Annotated in this window: 13 protein-coding genes; 10 read left to right on the top strand and 3 right to left on the bottom strand. The window is 66.0% G+C overall.

All coding sequences use genetic code 11. The features are described from left to right. Positions 1-368 precede the first annotated feature (368 nt). The 10 genes from CR165_RS25025 (at position 369) to CR165_RS11875 (ending at position 10,441) form a co-directional block, all read left to right on the top strand. Positions 369-521, top strand: coding sequence for a hypothetical protein (locus tag CR165_RS25025; RefSeq protein WP_181378130.1), 153 nt, complete (start codon positions 369-371; stop codon positions 519-521). 244 nt (positions 522-765) lie between these two features. Continuing rightward, a complete protein-coding gene (locus CR165_RS26280) occupies positions 766-864 on the top strand; it encodes a small membrane protein YohP (RefSeq protein WP_456316316.1) in 99 nt (32 codons plus the stop codon). Between the two features lie 801 nt (positions 865-1,665). After that, entirely contained in the window at positions 1,666-2,613 is a 948-nt protein-coding gene (locus tag CR165_RS11910; protein WP_109517219.1) for a decaprenyl-phosphate phosphoribosyltransferase, read from the top strand. Next, positions 2,613-3,587 carry a lysylphosphatidylglycerol synthase transmembrane domain-containing protein gene (locus CR165_RS11905; RefSeq protein WP_109517218.1) on the top strand — a complete coding sequence of 325 codons (975 nt, stop codon included), beginning with the start codon at positions 2,613-2,615 and terminating at the stop codon, positions 3,585-3,587. The genes CR165_RS11910 and CR165_RS11905 overlap by 1 nt, the downstream gene beginning before the upstream one ends. Further along, positions 3,587-4,930 carry an FAD-binding protein gene (locus CR165_RS11900; RefSeq protein WP_109517217.1) on the top strand — a complete coding sequence of 448 codons (1,344 nt, stop codon included), beginning with the start codon at positions 3,587-3,589 and terminating at the stop codon, positions 4,928-4,930. Before CR165_RS11905 ends, CR165_RS11900 begins: the two co-directional genes overlap by 1 nt. Continuing rightward, on the top strand, positions 4,927-5,673 hold the full coding sequence (locus CR165_RS11895) for an SDR family NAD(P)-dependent oxidoreductase (RefSeq protein WP_109517216.1): 747 nt from the start codon (positions 4,927-4,929) through the stop codon (positions 5,671-5,673). Before CR165_RS11900 ends, CR165_RS11895 begins: the two co-directional genes overlap by 4 nt. Before the next feature lie 13 nt (positions 5,674-5,686). After that, positions 5,687-6,097, top strand: a complete 411-nt coding sequence (locus CR165_RS11890) for a divergent PAP2 family protein (RefSeq protein ID WP_109517215.1) — start codon at positions 5,687-5,689, stop codon at positions 6,095-6,097. Positions 6,098-6,260: 163 nt separating this feature from the next. Continuing rightward, on the top strand, positions 6,261-7,520 hold the full coding sequence (locus CR165_RS11885) for a DUF4185 domain-containing protein (protein ID WP_181378129.1): 1,260 nt from the start codon (positions 6,261-6,263) through the stop codon (positions 7,518-7,520). A gap of 96 nt (positions 7,521-7,616) precedes the next feature. After that, positions 7,617-9,254, top strand: coding sequence for a hypothetical protein (locus CR165_RS11880; protein ID WP_109517213.1), 1,638 nt, complete (start codon positions 7,617-7,619; stop codon positions 9,252-9,254). Further along, positions 9,254-10,441: a glycosyltransferase family 87 protein gene (locus CR165_RS11875; RefSeq protein WP_109517212.1), complete on the top strand. Its 1,188-nt coding sequence runs from the start codon at positions 9,254-9,256 to the stop codon at positions 10,439-10,441. Before CR165_RS11880 ends, CR165_RS11875 begins: the two co-directional genes overlap by 1 nt. 102 nt (positions 10,442-10,543) lie before the next feature. Here CR165_RS11875 and CR165_RS11870 read toward each other — a convergent pair whose 3' ends face one another. The 3 genes from CR165_RS11870 to CR165_RS11860 all read right to left on the bottom strand — a co-directional run bounded on the left by CR165_RS11870 (position 10,544) and on the right by CR165_RS11860 (position 14,237). Continuing rightward, on the bottom strand, positions 10,544-11,740 hold the full coding sequence (locus tag CR165_RS11870) for an acyltransferase family protein (protein WP_181378128.1): 1,197 nt from the start codon (positions 11,738-11,740) through the stop codon (positions 10,544-10,546). 151 nt (positions 11,741-11,891) lie between these two features. Then, positions 11,892-12,743, bottom strand: coding sequence for a universal stress protein (locus tag CR165_RS11865; RefSeq protein ID WP_109517210.1), 852 nt, complete (start codon positions 12,741-12,743; stop codon positions 11,892-11,894). A 12-nt stretch (positions 12,744-12,755) separates the two neighbouring features. Beyond that, positions 12,756-14,237 (bottom strand): SulP family inorganic anion transporter, encoded by a 1,482-nt coding sequence (locus CR165_RS11860; protein WP_109517209.1) that lies wholly within the window; start codon positions 14,235-14,237, stop codon positions 12,756-12,758. Positions 14,238-14,684: the final 447 nt, after the last annotated feature.

Here is a 14,684-nt window from a genome sequence, read left to right as displayed (position 1 = left end):
GAAGGAGGAAGTCAGGGCGGCTTCGGGCCGGTTGCCGCCAAGGTCGCCTGCTGAACCGTAGAGCGAAGTATGAAAGCACGATGCGCCAAAGTATCGCAAATTCGAAACCGCCAATGTTCGGATTAATGAACACGCTTTCCGAATTCTGAACATGCATTTGAGGATCTTTTATAAATAAAATAATGAACAAGCGCAGGCTTTACTGCAACCTGTTCGCCGTGCCTTTTGTTATTGAATCGGTCGGGACAAACCATTGTCCGGCATCGGCAAAGGTCATGCCTGGCGTGGGCGGCCATTCCAGCTCTGACCGATCCGGCACAGGGTTTGACGGGTCTTCGCCCGCTCGACCGCGGGCAAGGAAGGTGGCCATGGCGCATGCGGCCCAGGACATAGAAGCCAGACGGCCGGAGATGACAGACAGCGCCCGTATGAAAGGCTCGGCCGAACAGACCGACGGCGCAGTGAAGAAGGACGCTGGCACCATGACGGGTGATGAGAAGATGAAGCGGAGGGCCGAATGAACCAAGAAGGTAAGGCTCGGAACGTTATTGGCCGCGCCAAGGTCGCCGCTCAGGGTGCGCTTGGGAAGAATCGCGGGCAGGCCGTCATCGCTCTTGGCCAGAGCGGAGAGCCTGCGGAGCAGGATACGTCACCGGCGCCTCAAGCAGAATAACGTCATGGCGGGAACGGCGTCCGGCTGACGCAACATCATCGAGTAGAAGCAGGCTGTTCCCGGGCCAAAATTCCTTGACCAAGGAGATGATTATGATTGGCGGCATTCTGAAGCTCCTCGGCGGCACCATCGGCCTGATCTTCCTGATCGGCCTGCTTGTCGTCATCGGGTTGCTTGCACTGATCTTCTAGGCCTTTGGGCGGCGCCATCCCCACAGGCGGCGACCAGCTGCGGCCCGAGGCGCTGCCTCGCTGTGCAGCCCTGCTGCAGCCAGGCAGGCGCGAGGGCGGCAAAGCACCCAGGAATACTCAACACCAGCCTGGAGAAACCCAAGACATGGCTTCAAAGCTTCACACGGCTGCTGCGGCGGCACTTCTTGCCGTTGCCCTCGGGGTAGCGGCTTGCGATGACGCTTCGGACTCTGGCGGCCAAGCCGATCAGACCTCCGGGCAGACCGGCACGACTGGCACCGGCACGACTGGCACCGGCACGACTGGCACCGGCACGACTGGCACCGGCACGACTGGCACCGGCACGACCGGCACCGGCACAACCGGCACCGGCACAACCGGCACCACTCCATAATCTCTGCTGGTCGCCGGCGGGAACATGCGGCTCTGCCGGCGGCACCAACGCCACTCTTTCGACTTGTGCGTGAAGCAGAAAGAGAAGCTCCGAGCTTGACCTTGGCGAACAGCCTAAGGTGGCCGACCTGCGCCGCCATTCCGCAATGGAGCTTCTGCAGATATTTTTGTGAGCGCGGCGGGGAAAGCGTTATTGGTAAGCAACCAATTTTCAAAAATAAGCTTCCCCACGCGAAGTCACTGCCTCGGAAGCTATGCAGTTTCCCACTGCACCCTTTGCTCGACCGGCTTGAGAAAGGCCTTTGCACCAAAGCTGGTTTCGATGGCGCCTGACGGCGTCGTTCACGCCGGTAACTTGAGAATTTGGAACATCGAACCGCGCAGCCCGCACGACCGGAGGTAGAAACAATGAGCGACAGACTTGCCGGCCGGCTCGAAGCGCTTTCTGCGCTGACAGGTATCCGTCTCGTCAGGCAAAGCGGCGAGCCGGCGCGGTTGCCAGCGGCGCTGCGCCTCCTCCGGCCGCATCAGTGGGTCAAGAACGCCATTGTCGCGTCGCCATTGCTGCTCTTCCCGGCAGATCTCACACTTGAAAACCTATACCTTATCATTTCGGCCGTGGTCAGCTTCTGCCTGCTGGCCAGTGCCGTCTATATCATCAATGATATCTGTGACCGGGAAGCCGATCGCGTGCACCCGGTCAAGCGGTTCCGCCCGATTGCCAGCGGCGCCATCAGCCTGCAGATCGCCCTCTTGCTTGCAGCCTTCGCGCTGCTGGCCGGCCTGGGTCTGGGATTGTGGCTAAGCCCCCGGTTCGCTGCCATCGGTGCCGTCTATTTTGCGGCCAATCTTGCCTACTCCTTCGGTTTGAAGAATGCCTCGATCATCGACGTCATGATCATCGCGCTCGGCTTTGTGCTGCGCATCGTGGCCGGCACGGTCGCGATCGGCGTCACCGCCGGGGTTTGGGTGATGGTCTGCGTTGGGCTGGCCGCCTTGTTCCTGGCCCTCGCCAAGCGGCGCGATGACGTGGTGCGCGCGCTCGACACTGCGCATCGCAGGAGCCTGAACGGCTACAACAAGCTCTTCCTGGACACCGCCATCGCCGTCGTGCTCGGCGCGCTGCTGGTTGCCTATGTCATCTACACGACAAACGAGGCCGCTGTGGCCCGGTTCGGCACGCCCGATCTCTACCTCACCTTGCCCTTCGTGCTCGCCGGCATTCTGCGCTACCTGCAGATCACGCTGGTGGAAGAACGTTCCGGCGCGCCGACGGTGATCCTGCTGACCGACCGTTTCATGATTGGCAGCCTGGCGTGCTGGGCGGTCAGCTTTGCCTTGCTGGTGCATCTGTGATGCTGGCCCTGGAGGCGCTGCCGGCGCCGAAGCTGCGCCGCCTGGAGTTCGGCATCATCGCCGTCATCGGTCTTTTCGCCATCGGCATGGCCGTGGCGGCGGCGCTAGCCGGCGGGCCGGAGGTCTGGTCGCATCTGCGGTCGCTCAGTCTGCCGCTGACGGCTGCCCTGCTCGGCCTGTCGCTGGCGAACTACCTGCTGCGCGGCCTGCGCTGGCACCTCTACAGCCGTCGGGTTGGCGCGGAAGTCTCGCTATGGCAGTCGCTGTTCTACTACATCTCGGGCTTCGCCCTGACCACGACCCCGGGCCGGGTCGGCGAGGCCTTCCGCCTCTGGATGATGCAGCGCTGCAACGGCACGCCCTATGAGCGGACGCTTCCGGTGCTGGTCGCCGACCGCCTTAGCGATCTCGGCGCGGTTGGCCTGCTGATGCTGTTCTGCCTTCTGACCGCCTCGCCGCAGCCCTGGCTGCTGGCCACCGCCCTTGTCGCCACCTTCGTCTCCTTTCTCCTGGCCTTGCGGCCACAGATAGCGCTGGCCGCGGTGGGCATGACCTTTCGTGCCACCGGCCGGTGGCCGCGGCTTTTCGGCCGGTTGCGCGGCATGGTTCGGCGGATGGCGGCACTTTTCTCGCCGGAGGTGTTGCTGCTGACCCTTACCCTGGCGTTGGCCGGCTGGCTGGCCGAGTGTTATGCCTTTTTCCTGATCCTGCAGGCTTTCGGCGCGGAGGTGCCTTTGCATCATGCCGTCCTCATCTTCACCGCCGGCATGCTGGTGGGTGCAGTCACCCTGATCCCTGGCGGCGTGGGCGGCACGGAGGCAACCATGCTGGCCCTGCTCGCAGCCCAGGGCGTGCCAATGGAGCTGGCCATTCCAGCCATCGCGGTGATCCGCGTGACGACGCTCTGGTTTGCCGTCGCTCTGGGCTGCCTCGCCCTGCCGCAGGCCCTTCGCCGCGCCCGGCAGGCTCTCTGATGGCCTGGAAGCGGATGGCGCTACAGGGCTGGGGGCGCGTCACGCGCGCCGAGACCCTGGCCAGCCGGCCCGAGCGGCAGCGCGAGGTTGCTCCGCTGCTCCTTGCGCCCGAGGCGGCACCGGGCCTGATCGCCTATGGTGGCGGCCGCAGCTATGGCGACGTGGCGCTGAACTCCGGCGGCGCGACGCTGCTGACCCAGCGCCTCAACCGCCTGCTGGATTTCGTGCCGGACACAGGCCTGCTGGTCTGCGAGGCCGGCGTGACCTTCCAGGACATCCTGCGCACCTTCCTGCCACGCGGCTATGCCGCGCCCGTCTCGCCGGGAACCGCCTTCGTCACCATCGGCGGCGCCATTGCCAACGACGTGCATGGCAAGAACCACGACCGCCACGGCAGCTTCGGCGACCATCTGGCCTGGATCGAGCTGGTGCTGCCCGATGGCCGGCTGGTGCGCGCCTCGCGCGAGGAGGAAGCGGAGCTCTTCGCCGCCACCATCGGTGGTCTGGGCCTGACCGGCCTGATCCTGCGCGCCGCCTTCCACCTGCAGAAAGCGCCCTCGACGCATTTCGTGGTGCACGAGCGCCGCCTGCCCGACCTGCAGAGCTTCATGGCCGCCTTCGCCGAGGTACGGCGCCAGGCCACCTACTCGGTCGGCTGGATCGACGGCGTGGCGCGCGGTGGGCAACTGGGGCGCGGCATCCTGCAGACGGCGGAATATGCCACCGGCGAGGTGCCGCGCGCACGGCCCGCCCGGGAGCGCCGCATGCCGGTGGACCTGCCGGCCCTCGCACTGAACCGCCACAGCGTCCGCCTGTTCAACGAGGCCTATTTCCGCCGCGTCCCGGCTGCGGGGCGCGAGCGCATCCTGCCGGTGGAGCAGTTCCTCTATCCGCTCGACGCGGTGCTGGACTGGAACCGCCTCTACGGCAAGCGCGGCTTCTACCAGTTGCAATGCGTGCTGCCCGACGCGGCGGCCGAGCGTGGCCTGCCGGCGCTGATGGAGCGGGTCGCCGAGGCTGGCGCCGCCTCCTTTCTGGCGGTGCTCAAGACGCTTGGTGAGCGTGGGCGGGGTTATCTTTCCTTCCCTCTGCCGGGCTTCACCCTGGCACTGGACCTTCCAGCCCGCCCGGAGACCCCTGCGCTGATGGCCCAGCTTGAAGCCATGATCCTCGACCATGGTGGCCGGGTCTACCTGGCCAAGGACGCCTGCCTCTCGCCTGAGGGCTTCCGCCGCATGTATCCCGAGCTGCCGCACCTGCAGGCGGTGCTGCAGCGGGTGGACCCCGCCGGCCGCATGCGCTCGGACATGGCGCGGCGCCTGCAGATCCATGGTGCGGCATGACGGCCGATCTCTGGGTGGTGCTCGGTGCCAGTTCCTCTGTCGCCCGCGCCTTCGCCCGCGCTGCGGCGGAAGGTGGGGCCGACCTCGTGCTCGCCGGGCGCGACCAGGCCGACCTCGCCGACACCGCCGCCGACCTGCGCCTGCGCACCGGGCGCCGGGTGGAGTGCCTCGACTTCGACGCCGCCGGCTTCGACAGCCATGACGCCTTCGTCGAGACCTGCTGGCGGCTGGCCGAAGGGCACCGCCTGAACCTCTTCTTCGCCGCTGGCAGCATGCCGGACCAGGAAGCGGCCATGCGCGACTTCCGGTTGGCGCGCTCCATCGTGGAGGTGAATTTTCTCAGCGTGGTCTCGCTGCTGAACCGGCTGGAACCCGGTCTGCGTGCACAGCGCGGCGGCGCCGTGGTGGTGCTCGGCTCGGTGGCCGGTGACCGTGGGCGGCGCAAGAATTTCCTCTACGGCTCGGCGAAGGCGGGGTTGCACGCCTACCTCCAGGGTATGCGCGGGCGCCTGCTGGCCGACGGCGTGCGCGTCGTCACCGTGAAGCCCGGCTTCCTCGACACGGCCATGACCTGGGGCCTGCCAGGCCTTTTCCTGGTGGCCTCGCCCCAGGCTGCGGCACGTGCCGGCCTGCAGGCTGCCGGAAAGGGACGCGACGAGATCTATTATCCCGGCTTCTGGCGCCTGATCATGCTGATCATCAAAGCCATTCCCGAGAGGCTGTTCAAGCGCCTTTCCATCTGACGCAGGAGCATCCGTGGACCTCACCTATCCGCTCGCCCCCCTGCTTGGCTATCTCGCTGCAGGCAGCCTGAAGTTCGCCATCAACACGCTGCGCGACCGCAAGGCCGCCTGGCGCGGCATCGGCCTCGGCGGCGCCGTCAGCACGCACACCACCATCGTCTGGACCACCTGCTGGCTGCTCGGCTTCCGTGACGGCTTTGGCCAGCCGGCCTTCTCGGTGGCACTGACCCTGGCGGTGATCGTGATGATCGATGCCATGGACCTGCGCCAGAAGATCGGCGCCCAGGCCCTGGCGCTGAAAGCGGCCTTTCCCGAGCGGCCTGATGTGGCGGCGCTGCGCGGGCGCCTCGGGCACAAGCCCCAAGAGGTTCTGGGCGGCGTCGCGCTCGGCGCCCTTTGCGCCGCGATGCTCAACTTGCTCTGAGCCTGCCAGAGGGCCACGCTGTGGCGGGCGCTGCTGTTTCTCCACACTCTCGTCACATTCCCGCCCTACCCGGGATCGGTCCGCCACTGCGCGGCATCCCTCTGCCCAGAGCCGGAAAAATGGCATGACTGGTCGCTTTCGCTTTGCGCATTCGTGGCGTTGGATGCTCCTGGCCCTCGCCCTGCTGCCGGTCCATCGCTCCTCCTCCGCGACCAACAGCACCTCGCATGCCAGCGGGCCTGAGATACGCAAGATCTGCCAGGTGGTCGGCGAGTTCGATCGCCAGCAGGGCATGCCCACCGTCAATGCCACGGAGCGCCGGTTCAAGTTCTGGGGGGCCGATCTCGGCGCCTCCTTCGAGCATAAGGGCAGGCTCTACTTCCTGTTCGGCGACACGCATCCGAGTGGCGGTCTGGTCCGCGCGCGAGACGCGGATTCCATGGCGGTCAGTGACACCACCAACCCGCGGGACTGCATCCGCCTGTCGTTTCTGACGGACCCGGATGGCGGCTTCCGCCAACTGCAGATCCCCGGCGTGTATTCCGGTGCCTTCGCGGTGCCGACAGGCGGCTTCAGCCTCAACGGCCGCATGTACATCCTGGCCACTGGCGATCATAGCGAGCGCGGAAATGTCGGCCGTTCCGTCCTCGCGCGGTCGGATGATGACGGGCACGAATTCCGCTACCTCTACGACATCTCGCGCGACAAGATGGTGCATGTCGCGCCGGTGCTTGTATCTGCAGGGCAGGTGCAGAACCTGCCGGCCCCCGACGGCGCCGGCGTGCTGCTCTGGGGCAGCGGCGACTTCCGCCGCAGCAACCCGCATCTTGCCTTCTTGCCTGCCGGCGCCGTCGAGGATACGAGCGCATTGCGGCATTTCGCCGGCCTCGACCCGGTGACGCAGGCGCCGCGCTGGAGCGCCGACGAGGCGGAGAGCGTGCCGCTTTTCGACCAGCCCTGCCTCGGCGAACTCTCGGCCGGCTGGAACGCCTTTCTCCAGAAATGGATGCTGCTCTATACCTGCGGCGGCCCGCGCGCCGCCACGTTCCTGCGCACCGCCGATCAGCCCTGGGGCCCCTGGTCGGCGCCGGAGGCGCTGGTCGATCCGGCGCGGGAAGACGGTGAATGCGGCTTCATCAGCGCCGGGCGGCCGCCGCAGCAGCAGCCCGCGTTGCTGCAGCTTGTCCGCCTCGGCCGCCGCTGCCACACGGTGTCGGATCCGCACACGCCTTTCACACCGGGCGAGGCATATGGGCCCTACCTGATCTCCCCCTTCACCGAGGGCGAGCCCGGTCTCTCCTCAACGATCTATTTCCTCGTCTCCACCTGGAACCCCTATACCGTCGTGCTGATGCAGGCGACGCTCCGCGCTGGCAACGGCCCCATCCTGCGCGACGCCGCGCCACTGGCGCGGCACCCCTGAAATCCGCCTTCGGCTGCTGGGGTGAACCAGCAGCCAGCTTGGACGTTAGTGTCGGCTGCAAGAGGCCTTCCCCAGCGAGAGCGAGCACCCCCCCTGATGCCCCTCAGCGATCTGTCTGTCGGAACGGCGGCCGTCCCGCACCGCTCCTGGCGCGTGCACATCACCAGCGCCGCCTGGGCGCATGTCACCCTGGCGCTCTGCCTCGTGGTGGCTCTGCTGCCGCTGCTGGCCACCAGCATGCCACCCTTGTTCGACTATCCCAACCACCTGGCCCGGGTTGACGCTATCAATCACTGGGCCAGCAGCCCCGGCCTGCAGGCGAACTACCGGCTTGCCAGCTTTCTGATTCCGAACATGCTGTCGGACGTGGTGATGCTGGCACTGATGCAGGTTGCCGATGCGCGGGCGGCGGGCCTTCTGCTGCTGGCCCTGACCTTCATCCTCACGCTGGGCGGTCTCTACCTTCTCAATCGGGCCGTGGCCGGCCGCTACAGCGTCTGGCCCCTTCTGGCCGGCGTCTTCCTGACCAACGAAATGTTCTTCTGGGGCTTTCTCAACTACAACCTGGGTCTCGCCCTGCTGCCTTGGGGCCTCGCGGCCTGGCTGCTGATGGAGGGACGGCCGCGCTGGCAGCAGGTGGTGCTGGGCGCATTCTTCGCACTGCTCATCTTTCTCGCGCACCTCGTCGCCTTCGGCCTCTACGCGGTGGCCATCGCAGCGCTGGAACTGCGGCACGCCTGGCTGCGGCGGCGCGAGGGGCTTGGCCCTGCCTTCCTGCGCCTCGTTGCGTCGGCTTCGCAATTCATCCCGGCCCTGGTGCTCTACTGGGCGATCAGCCCGTCGCATGGCCTGCCGCTGAGCCCGCACTTCAACTTCAGCGCCTTCGTCAAGCTCTCTCCCTTCACCCGCCTGCTTTCCTCCGGCAACCCGCATGCGGATGCCGCCGCCTCGCTGATCTCGGTGGCAGCCCTGGTGCTGGCGCTGACGATGCGGCAGGTCCGGCTACATCCCGGCCTGTTGCTGGTTGCCGCGCTCTTTGCCCTGCTGGTGCTGGTGCTGCCCTATTCGGCGATGGAGTCATTCTTCCTGGACTGGCGGATCGCCATCGCCGCGGCCTTCATGCTGCTCGCTGCAATCGTGCCACGCCGCCCGCGCCCGCTGGCGACGGCGATTGCTTCCATGGTCATCCTGCTGCTGCTGGGCTCGCGCAGCTACGTTCTGGCGCAGGACTGGCGCGTCCAGGGGAAGGTGATCGGCGAGATGGTCGCGGCCTTCCAGCGCATTCCGCCGGGAAGCTTCATCATTCCCGCCGCGCGCTACCCGATTGAACTCGGCGACTGGACGCAGACGCGCCGCATGCGGCCGCCGCCCGAACACATCGTCGCCTACGCGATGATTGACCGCCAGGCCATCATCCCCAGCCTCTTTGCCAAGGCGGGGCAGAATCCGCTCGTCTTCGAGCCGCTCCTGCCGGAGATGAAAGCCTTGGACCGTGGCCCGATCGCCCGCGTGCCGGACGCGGCGGCGTTCCGCCCGCTGGTCCAGAACGCGCTGGCCGTGGCCTCGCGGGCCGATGAGGTGCAGCCGCCGCTCGCGGGAGTCTATATCGCCATGTACCAGTGGGGCTGCGAGGACTGGCTGGCGGGCCTTGCCGTGCAGCCGGTGGCTTGTGGCCAGGACTTCTCGGTGATGCGTGTCGTGCCGCCGGCCGAGGCCTCAGAGGAGGCCCGGTGATGGCGGCGTCGCTCTCTCCTCCAGCGCGGCGCGCGCTGGCCGCTGCCCTGTGCCTGCTGCTGCTGCCGCTCATCGTCTGGAGCCTTGCGCGGGCACTGCCAACGCCGGGGCTTCTGGACTATGGCTCCTTCATCGCCTCCGGCCGGGCGGCCTCAGAGGGCCTTGACCCCTACGGCATCTATCCGCTGACGTTCCACGTGGCGTTGCCGGGCTTCGAATCCTGGAACCCCAACCTCAATCCGCCGGCCGCGCTGCCGCTGTTTCAGTTGCTGGGCTTGCTGGACCCGCATCAGGGCTTCCGCCTGTGGTGGAGCATTTCCGTGCTCTGCTACGTCGCGACGATCCTGCTGCTGGTGCGCCGCCAGGGCAGCGGCGATGGGCGCTGGCTGGCTGCTCTCTGGGCTTTCGCCCTTGCCGGGTTCTGGGACACGCTGGTGCTCGGGCAGATCTACCTGCCGCTGGTGCTGAGCGCGGCGGCTGCCTGGCTGCTGCTCGACCGGGGGCGGGGCCTGGCGGCGGGTGTTGCCATCGGCCTCGTCGTTGCAGTGAAGCCGAACTTCGCTGTCTGGCCAGTCTTGCTGTTCCTCTCAGGCTATTACCGGCCTGCAGTTTCTGCTGGCGTCACGGCGCTCCTGCTCAGCCTTCTGCCCGTGCTGCTCTACGGGCCTGAGGTCTACCAGCAATGGTTCGCAGTGCTCGCCGCGGAAGGGAACCGCGCCGTTTTCCTCACCAACGCCTCGCTGGCCGGCTTGCTGCAGCGAGGCGGGCTCGGTGCCTTTGCGGCGCCCGCCGGCGCCTTGGTGCTGGGCGCGCTTGCCCTCTGGGCCTGGCGCTGCCGGCCCAGCCTGGCACAGGCGAGTGCGCTGGGCCTGGTTGGTGCGTTGCTCGCCTCACCGCTCGCCTGGGTGCATTACACGCTTTTCCTGTTGCCTGTTTTTCTCCTCCGGCCGTTGAACTGGGCTCTCAGCTTGGCGGCGGCGCTTTTGTTGATCCCGGTCCCTTGGGTTCTGGCCTTCATGGGATCACCTGCCTGGGTCCAGGCGACGTTCGGCTCCATCTACGGATGGGCGGTGCTGCTGTGCCTTGTTGGCGCGATTGCCGGCATGGAGTGCCGGGCTGGCGGAGGGAGACGCCTGCGGCGGCAGGCCGCCTCCGCCGACCTTGCCCAAGGATCCGGAGCAAGCTGAAGCCTGCCCGGGAGAACCCCCTGCTGCCGTGTACGCCGAAATCTGCTGGCAGCCGGTGGGGCAGGGGGACGTCTCGGATCACCGGGGGCTACACGGCCCGTACTATATCCGTCCCGCTCGCGGGGCAGCGGCGGCTCCAGCCAGCGGTGCCGCACGCTCAGGCAGCACGCCGTTGAACAGCAGCCGCAGCACAGGGCGGCGACGGACCAGTTGCTGATGAAACCCCAGCGACAGGATCGTGGAAGCCGCCACCAGCAGCACGAACTGCAGCAGCACCGGAATCCCGCTGCCCATCATAAGCACCACGCCGAACACGATGAAAACCTGGTGCACCAGGTAGACGGTGAAGGAAGAGTCCACCGCGATCTGCACCAGCCTGTTGGCGCCCTGAAAGCAGGCCCGCATCCCCGACATCAGGATATGGGCGAACAGGATGCCGACGACGGGCATCAGGAAAAAGGTCACGGCCCGGTAGATGTCCTCGTCCCGCCACTGCACAGCGGCCAGTGCCGCCGCCAGGACAAGCCCTGCCGCCCACATCCACCAGTGTATGCGCGTGAAGCGGTCCAGCCAGTCGCGGCGCAGCGCAAGGGCGGCACCACACAGGAAGACGGGCAGATGGGCCGAGGTGCGCGCCAGCACCAACATGCCATGAAGGGTCGAGTTGAGGCCCAGGACACTCAGCGCCACCACCGTGCCTAGCGCAGCGACCCCGCTGAACAGCAGCAGGCCAGGCGCCACCCACCAGCGCGAAGCCATCAACCCGGCAACCTTGTCGGCGCGACGCGCCAGCGCTGGCATCCAGCGCAGGCGCAACAGCACCGCCAGGATCGAGGAATAGATCAGCAGATCGATCAGGAACCAGAGGTGCGACACCCAGGGCTCGCCAGGTGTCGCCAGCATGCTGAGCCACAGGTCCAAGACCTGGCTGGGCTCAGCCTGCCAAAGTGCCCTTCCCAGCATGAGCAGTGGATTGATCAGGATCGTTGCGGCAGCCAGAGGCACGCCGAGGCGGACCAGGCGGCTTCGCCACCATGATCCGGGACGCCGCTGACACAGCATCATCGCAAAGAACCCGGCGATCAGGAGGAACACCGGCATGCGGAAGGTGTGGCTGAACTGCGCCGCCCAGCTCAGCAGGGCCGAGTCCCGCTCCGCTTCGACGATCCAGGCCTGATGGGACGAGAAGGCCAGCGCCGCATGGTAGGGAATGCCCAGGAACATCAGAATGGCGCGCAGATAGTCCAGGTAGTGATGGCGCTCATTCTTGGATGGTTCGCAACTTCGATCAGCTGTCATTCCCACTCGATCCGCCAGGGCTGTTGTGCAGGGCGCTGTTGAGCAGCGCGGTGAAGATAGGTCTGCCCGAAACCGGACAGCAGCATCAGCAGGACGCCGGGAGGGCTGGCGAAAGCCGTGCAGGCTTTTCCCTCCCATGCCGGCGCGGGGCCTAGCGGAAGACCAAAGCCGGCACGCGGCACTCGCGCAGCAATGTGGAGGTGACACTGCCGAGGAACATCCGCGTCAACACACCATGGCCATAGGCGCCCATGACAAGCAGATCAGCCCCGCTTTCGGCGACCACGCGGGCTATGACGTCTTCCGGCCTTCCGGGCAGGATCTGCATATGAACGTCCAGGCCAGCCTCACCAAGCCTGAAGCGCGCCTCAGCCAGCCCTTCCTCGTCGGTACCGGCATTTCCGACGGTGAGTAGATGAACCGAGACACCATGCAGGAGCGGCCGCCGCGCCAGATATTCGACGGCCTTGCGGGAGGCGGCGCGGCCATCATAGGCGATCACCGCCCGGCTGATCGGCTTGAAGGCGCGTGAGGCGACCAGGACCGGGCAAATGCTGGTGCGCAGCACCCGCTCCAGGTTGCTGCCCAGATGGCCCTTGGCAAAGTCTGCCGCCTCGCCGCGCTTGCCGACGACAACCAGATCGGCGGCTTTCTCGAACTCCGGCAGCGCCTCCACCAGCGCCCCATGGCGGAGGGTGAGGGTGACCTCGGCAATGCCCGCAGCGCGCAACACCCACTCGGCGTCTTCCAGGATGGCTCTTGATCGCTGCTGTGCGAGGCGCCCCTGAGCCTCGTCCAGCTCGACCATCTTCCGGAGAAGATCCTGTGAGGCGTCAAATCCGATGGCGCCGCTCAACTCCGCTTCCCTGGCTGCGCCGGGGTGGCGGTCCAGCATGTGCAGAACCTCCACGGCCGCGTTCAGGCGGGAAGCCGCCCAGGCGGCATGCCCATAAATACTCGGCGCATAGATCGAGCCGTCGGTGCAGGCGAGTATTCTGGCCATATGATCCCCCCCTCAGTGTGCCGAGAGTTGCTCGAGCGCATCCGGCTTGTCGTGCATTGCCAGGCGGTCGACGAGTGAGATGCTCTCCTCGTTCAGCCCGACGATTTCCACCTGTGTGCCTTCGCGGCGGAATTTCAGCACCACACGATCCAGCGCGGCAACGCCTGTCAGATCCCAGAAGTGGCCTTGCGTGACGTCGATAGTGACGCGCTCCAACACTTCGCGGAAGTCAAAGGCATCGCCAAAGGAGGCTGCCGAAGCGAAAAAGATGTTGCCGCGGACGTAGTATGTACGCGCCTTGCCATCGGCTGAGAGTTCCGACCGGACGCGGACGATGCGCGCCACCTTCCGGGCGAAGAAGAGGCCGGAGAGCATCACGCCGACGAGAACGCCCTGGGCCAGATCATGCGTGGCGACCACCACGGCGACCGTGGCCAGCATCACGGTGCTGGAGCTCTTGGGATGCACGCGCAGATTGGCAACCGAACGCCAGTTGAAGGTTCCGATTGCGACCATGATCATCACCGCGACCAGGGCGGCCATCGGGATCTGCCGCACCCATTCGCCGAGCACCAGGATCAGGAAGAGCAGGAAGACGCCGGCGAACAGCGTCGAAAGTCGTCCGCGTCCACCGGATTTCACATTGATGACGGACTGGCCAATCATTGCGCAACCCGCCATGCCGCCAAAGAAACCGGACACGATGTTGGCGACGCCCTGGCCGTTGCACTCGCGGTTCTTGTCGCTGGACGTATCAGTAAGATCATCGATGATGGACGCCGTCATCAGCGATTCCAGGAGGCCGACCACGGTTAAGGTCACTGCGGTGGGCAGGATGATCCGCAGCGTCTCGAGGTTGAGCGGTATATCGGGAAACAGAAAGAACGGCAGCTCGGCCGGAAGCTCGCCCATGTCGCCAACCGTGCGCAGCGGCATGCCGCTGACGATGGCGAGGATGGTCAGCACGACGATGGCGATGAGCGGCGACGGCACCGCCGTGGTCAGACGCGGCAGCAGATAGATGATGGCCAAGCCCAGCGCTGTCATGGCGTAGGTCTGCCAGCCGTGACCCACCAGCTCGGGGATCTGCGCCATGAAGATCAGAATGGCCAGAGCGTTGACGAAGCCGGTCATCACTGAGCGTGAGACGAAGCGCATCAGGTCGCCGAGCCGCAGAAGACCCGCGATGATCTGGAGGATGCCGGTGAGAATGGTGGCAGCGAGCAGATATTGCAGGCCATGGTCCCGCACCAGCGTGACCATCACCAGCGCCATGGCGCCGGTGGCCGCGGAAATCATCGCTGGGCGGCCACCCGTAAATGCGATCACTACGGCAATGCAGAAAGAAGCGTAGAGGCCAACTTTCGGGTCCACGCCCGCGATGATGGAGAAGGCGATTGCCTCTGGAATGAGGGCGAGAGCCACGACCATGCCCGCGAGAAGATCCCCGCGGATATTGCCGAACCACTCGGCCCTTATATTGGCCAAGCTCATGGCAGCAATGCTCCAAGGCGGCGCCGGTGGGGCGCGCGGCGGCAGAGAGGCGACGCTCAACGTCGCTCACGGCAACTTATGTGGAATCGGGGGCAGATACGCGACAGAACGCGCCTGCCGGCGGCAGCAAGGTGTCTCGAAACGAAGGCTTGGCCTTCGTGATGGGTCTCTGAAGACCTACATCGGACTGATCACTGGACCTTGTTGCATGGCCTCCGCCTCAGCGAGGGCTCGATAATGCTCCCGGGAGACGATCTCCCGTCGAATTGGTCAATTCCAGTATCCAAGTTCCTCGCATCGCACAACCCACAAAAGGGTTAAGGCCTGTTAGAGCTTGAATGCTACTCCCATGTTTTGGGTATGGCGAAGGGCAAGGACGAGCAGCTTCTCACGGATGCGACCTGGGCGGTGTGGGAGCCGCTGATCGAGGCGGCCAGGCCTCACGGT

The organism is Teichococcus aestuarii (assembly GCF_003116135.1).
Classification (GTDB): domain Bacteria; phylum Pseudomonadota; class Alphaproteobacteria; order Acetobacterales; family Acetobacteraceae; genus Pseudoroseomonas; species Pseudoroseomonas aestuarii.
Note: the sequence above shows the minus strand (reverse complement) of the source record. Positions and strands in the feature narration are given on the sequence as shown.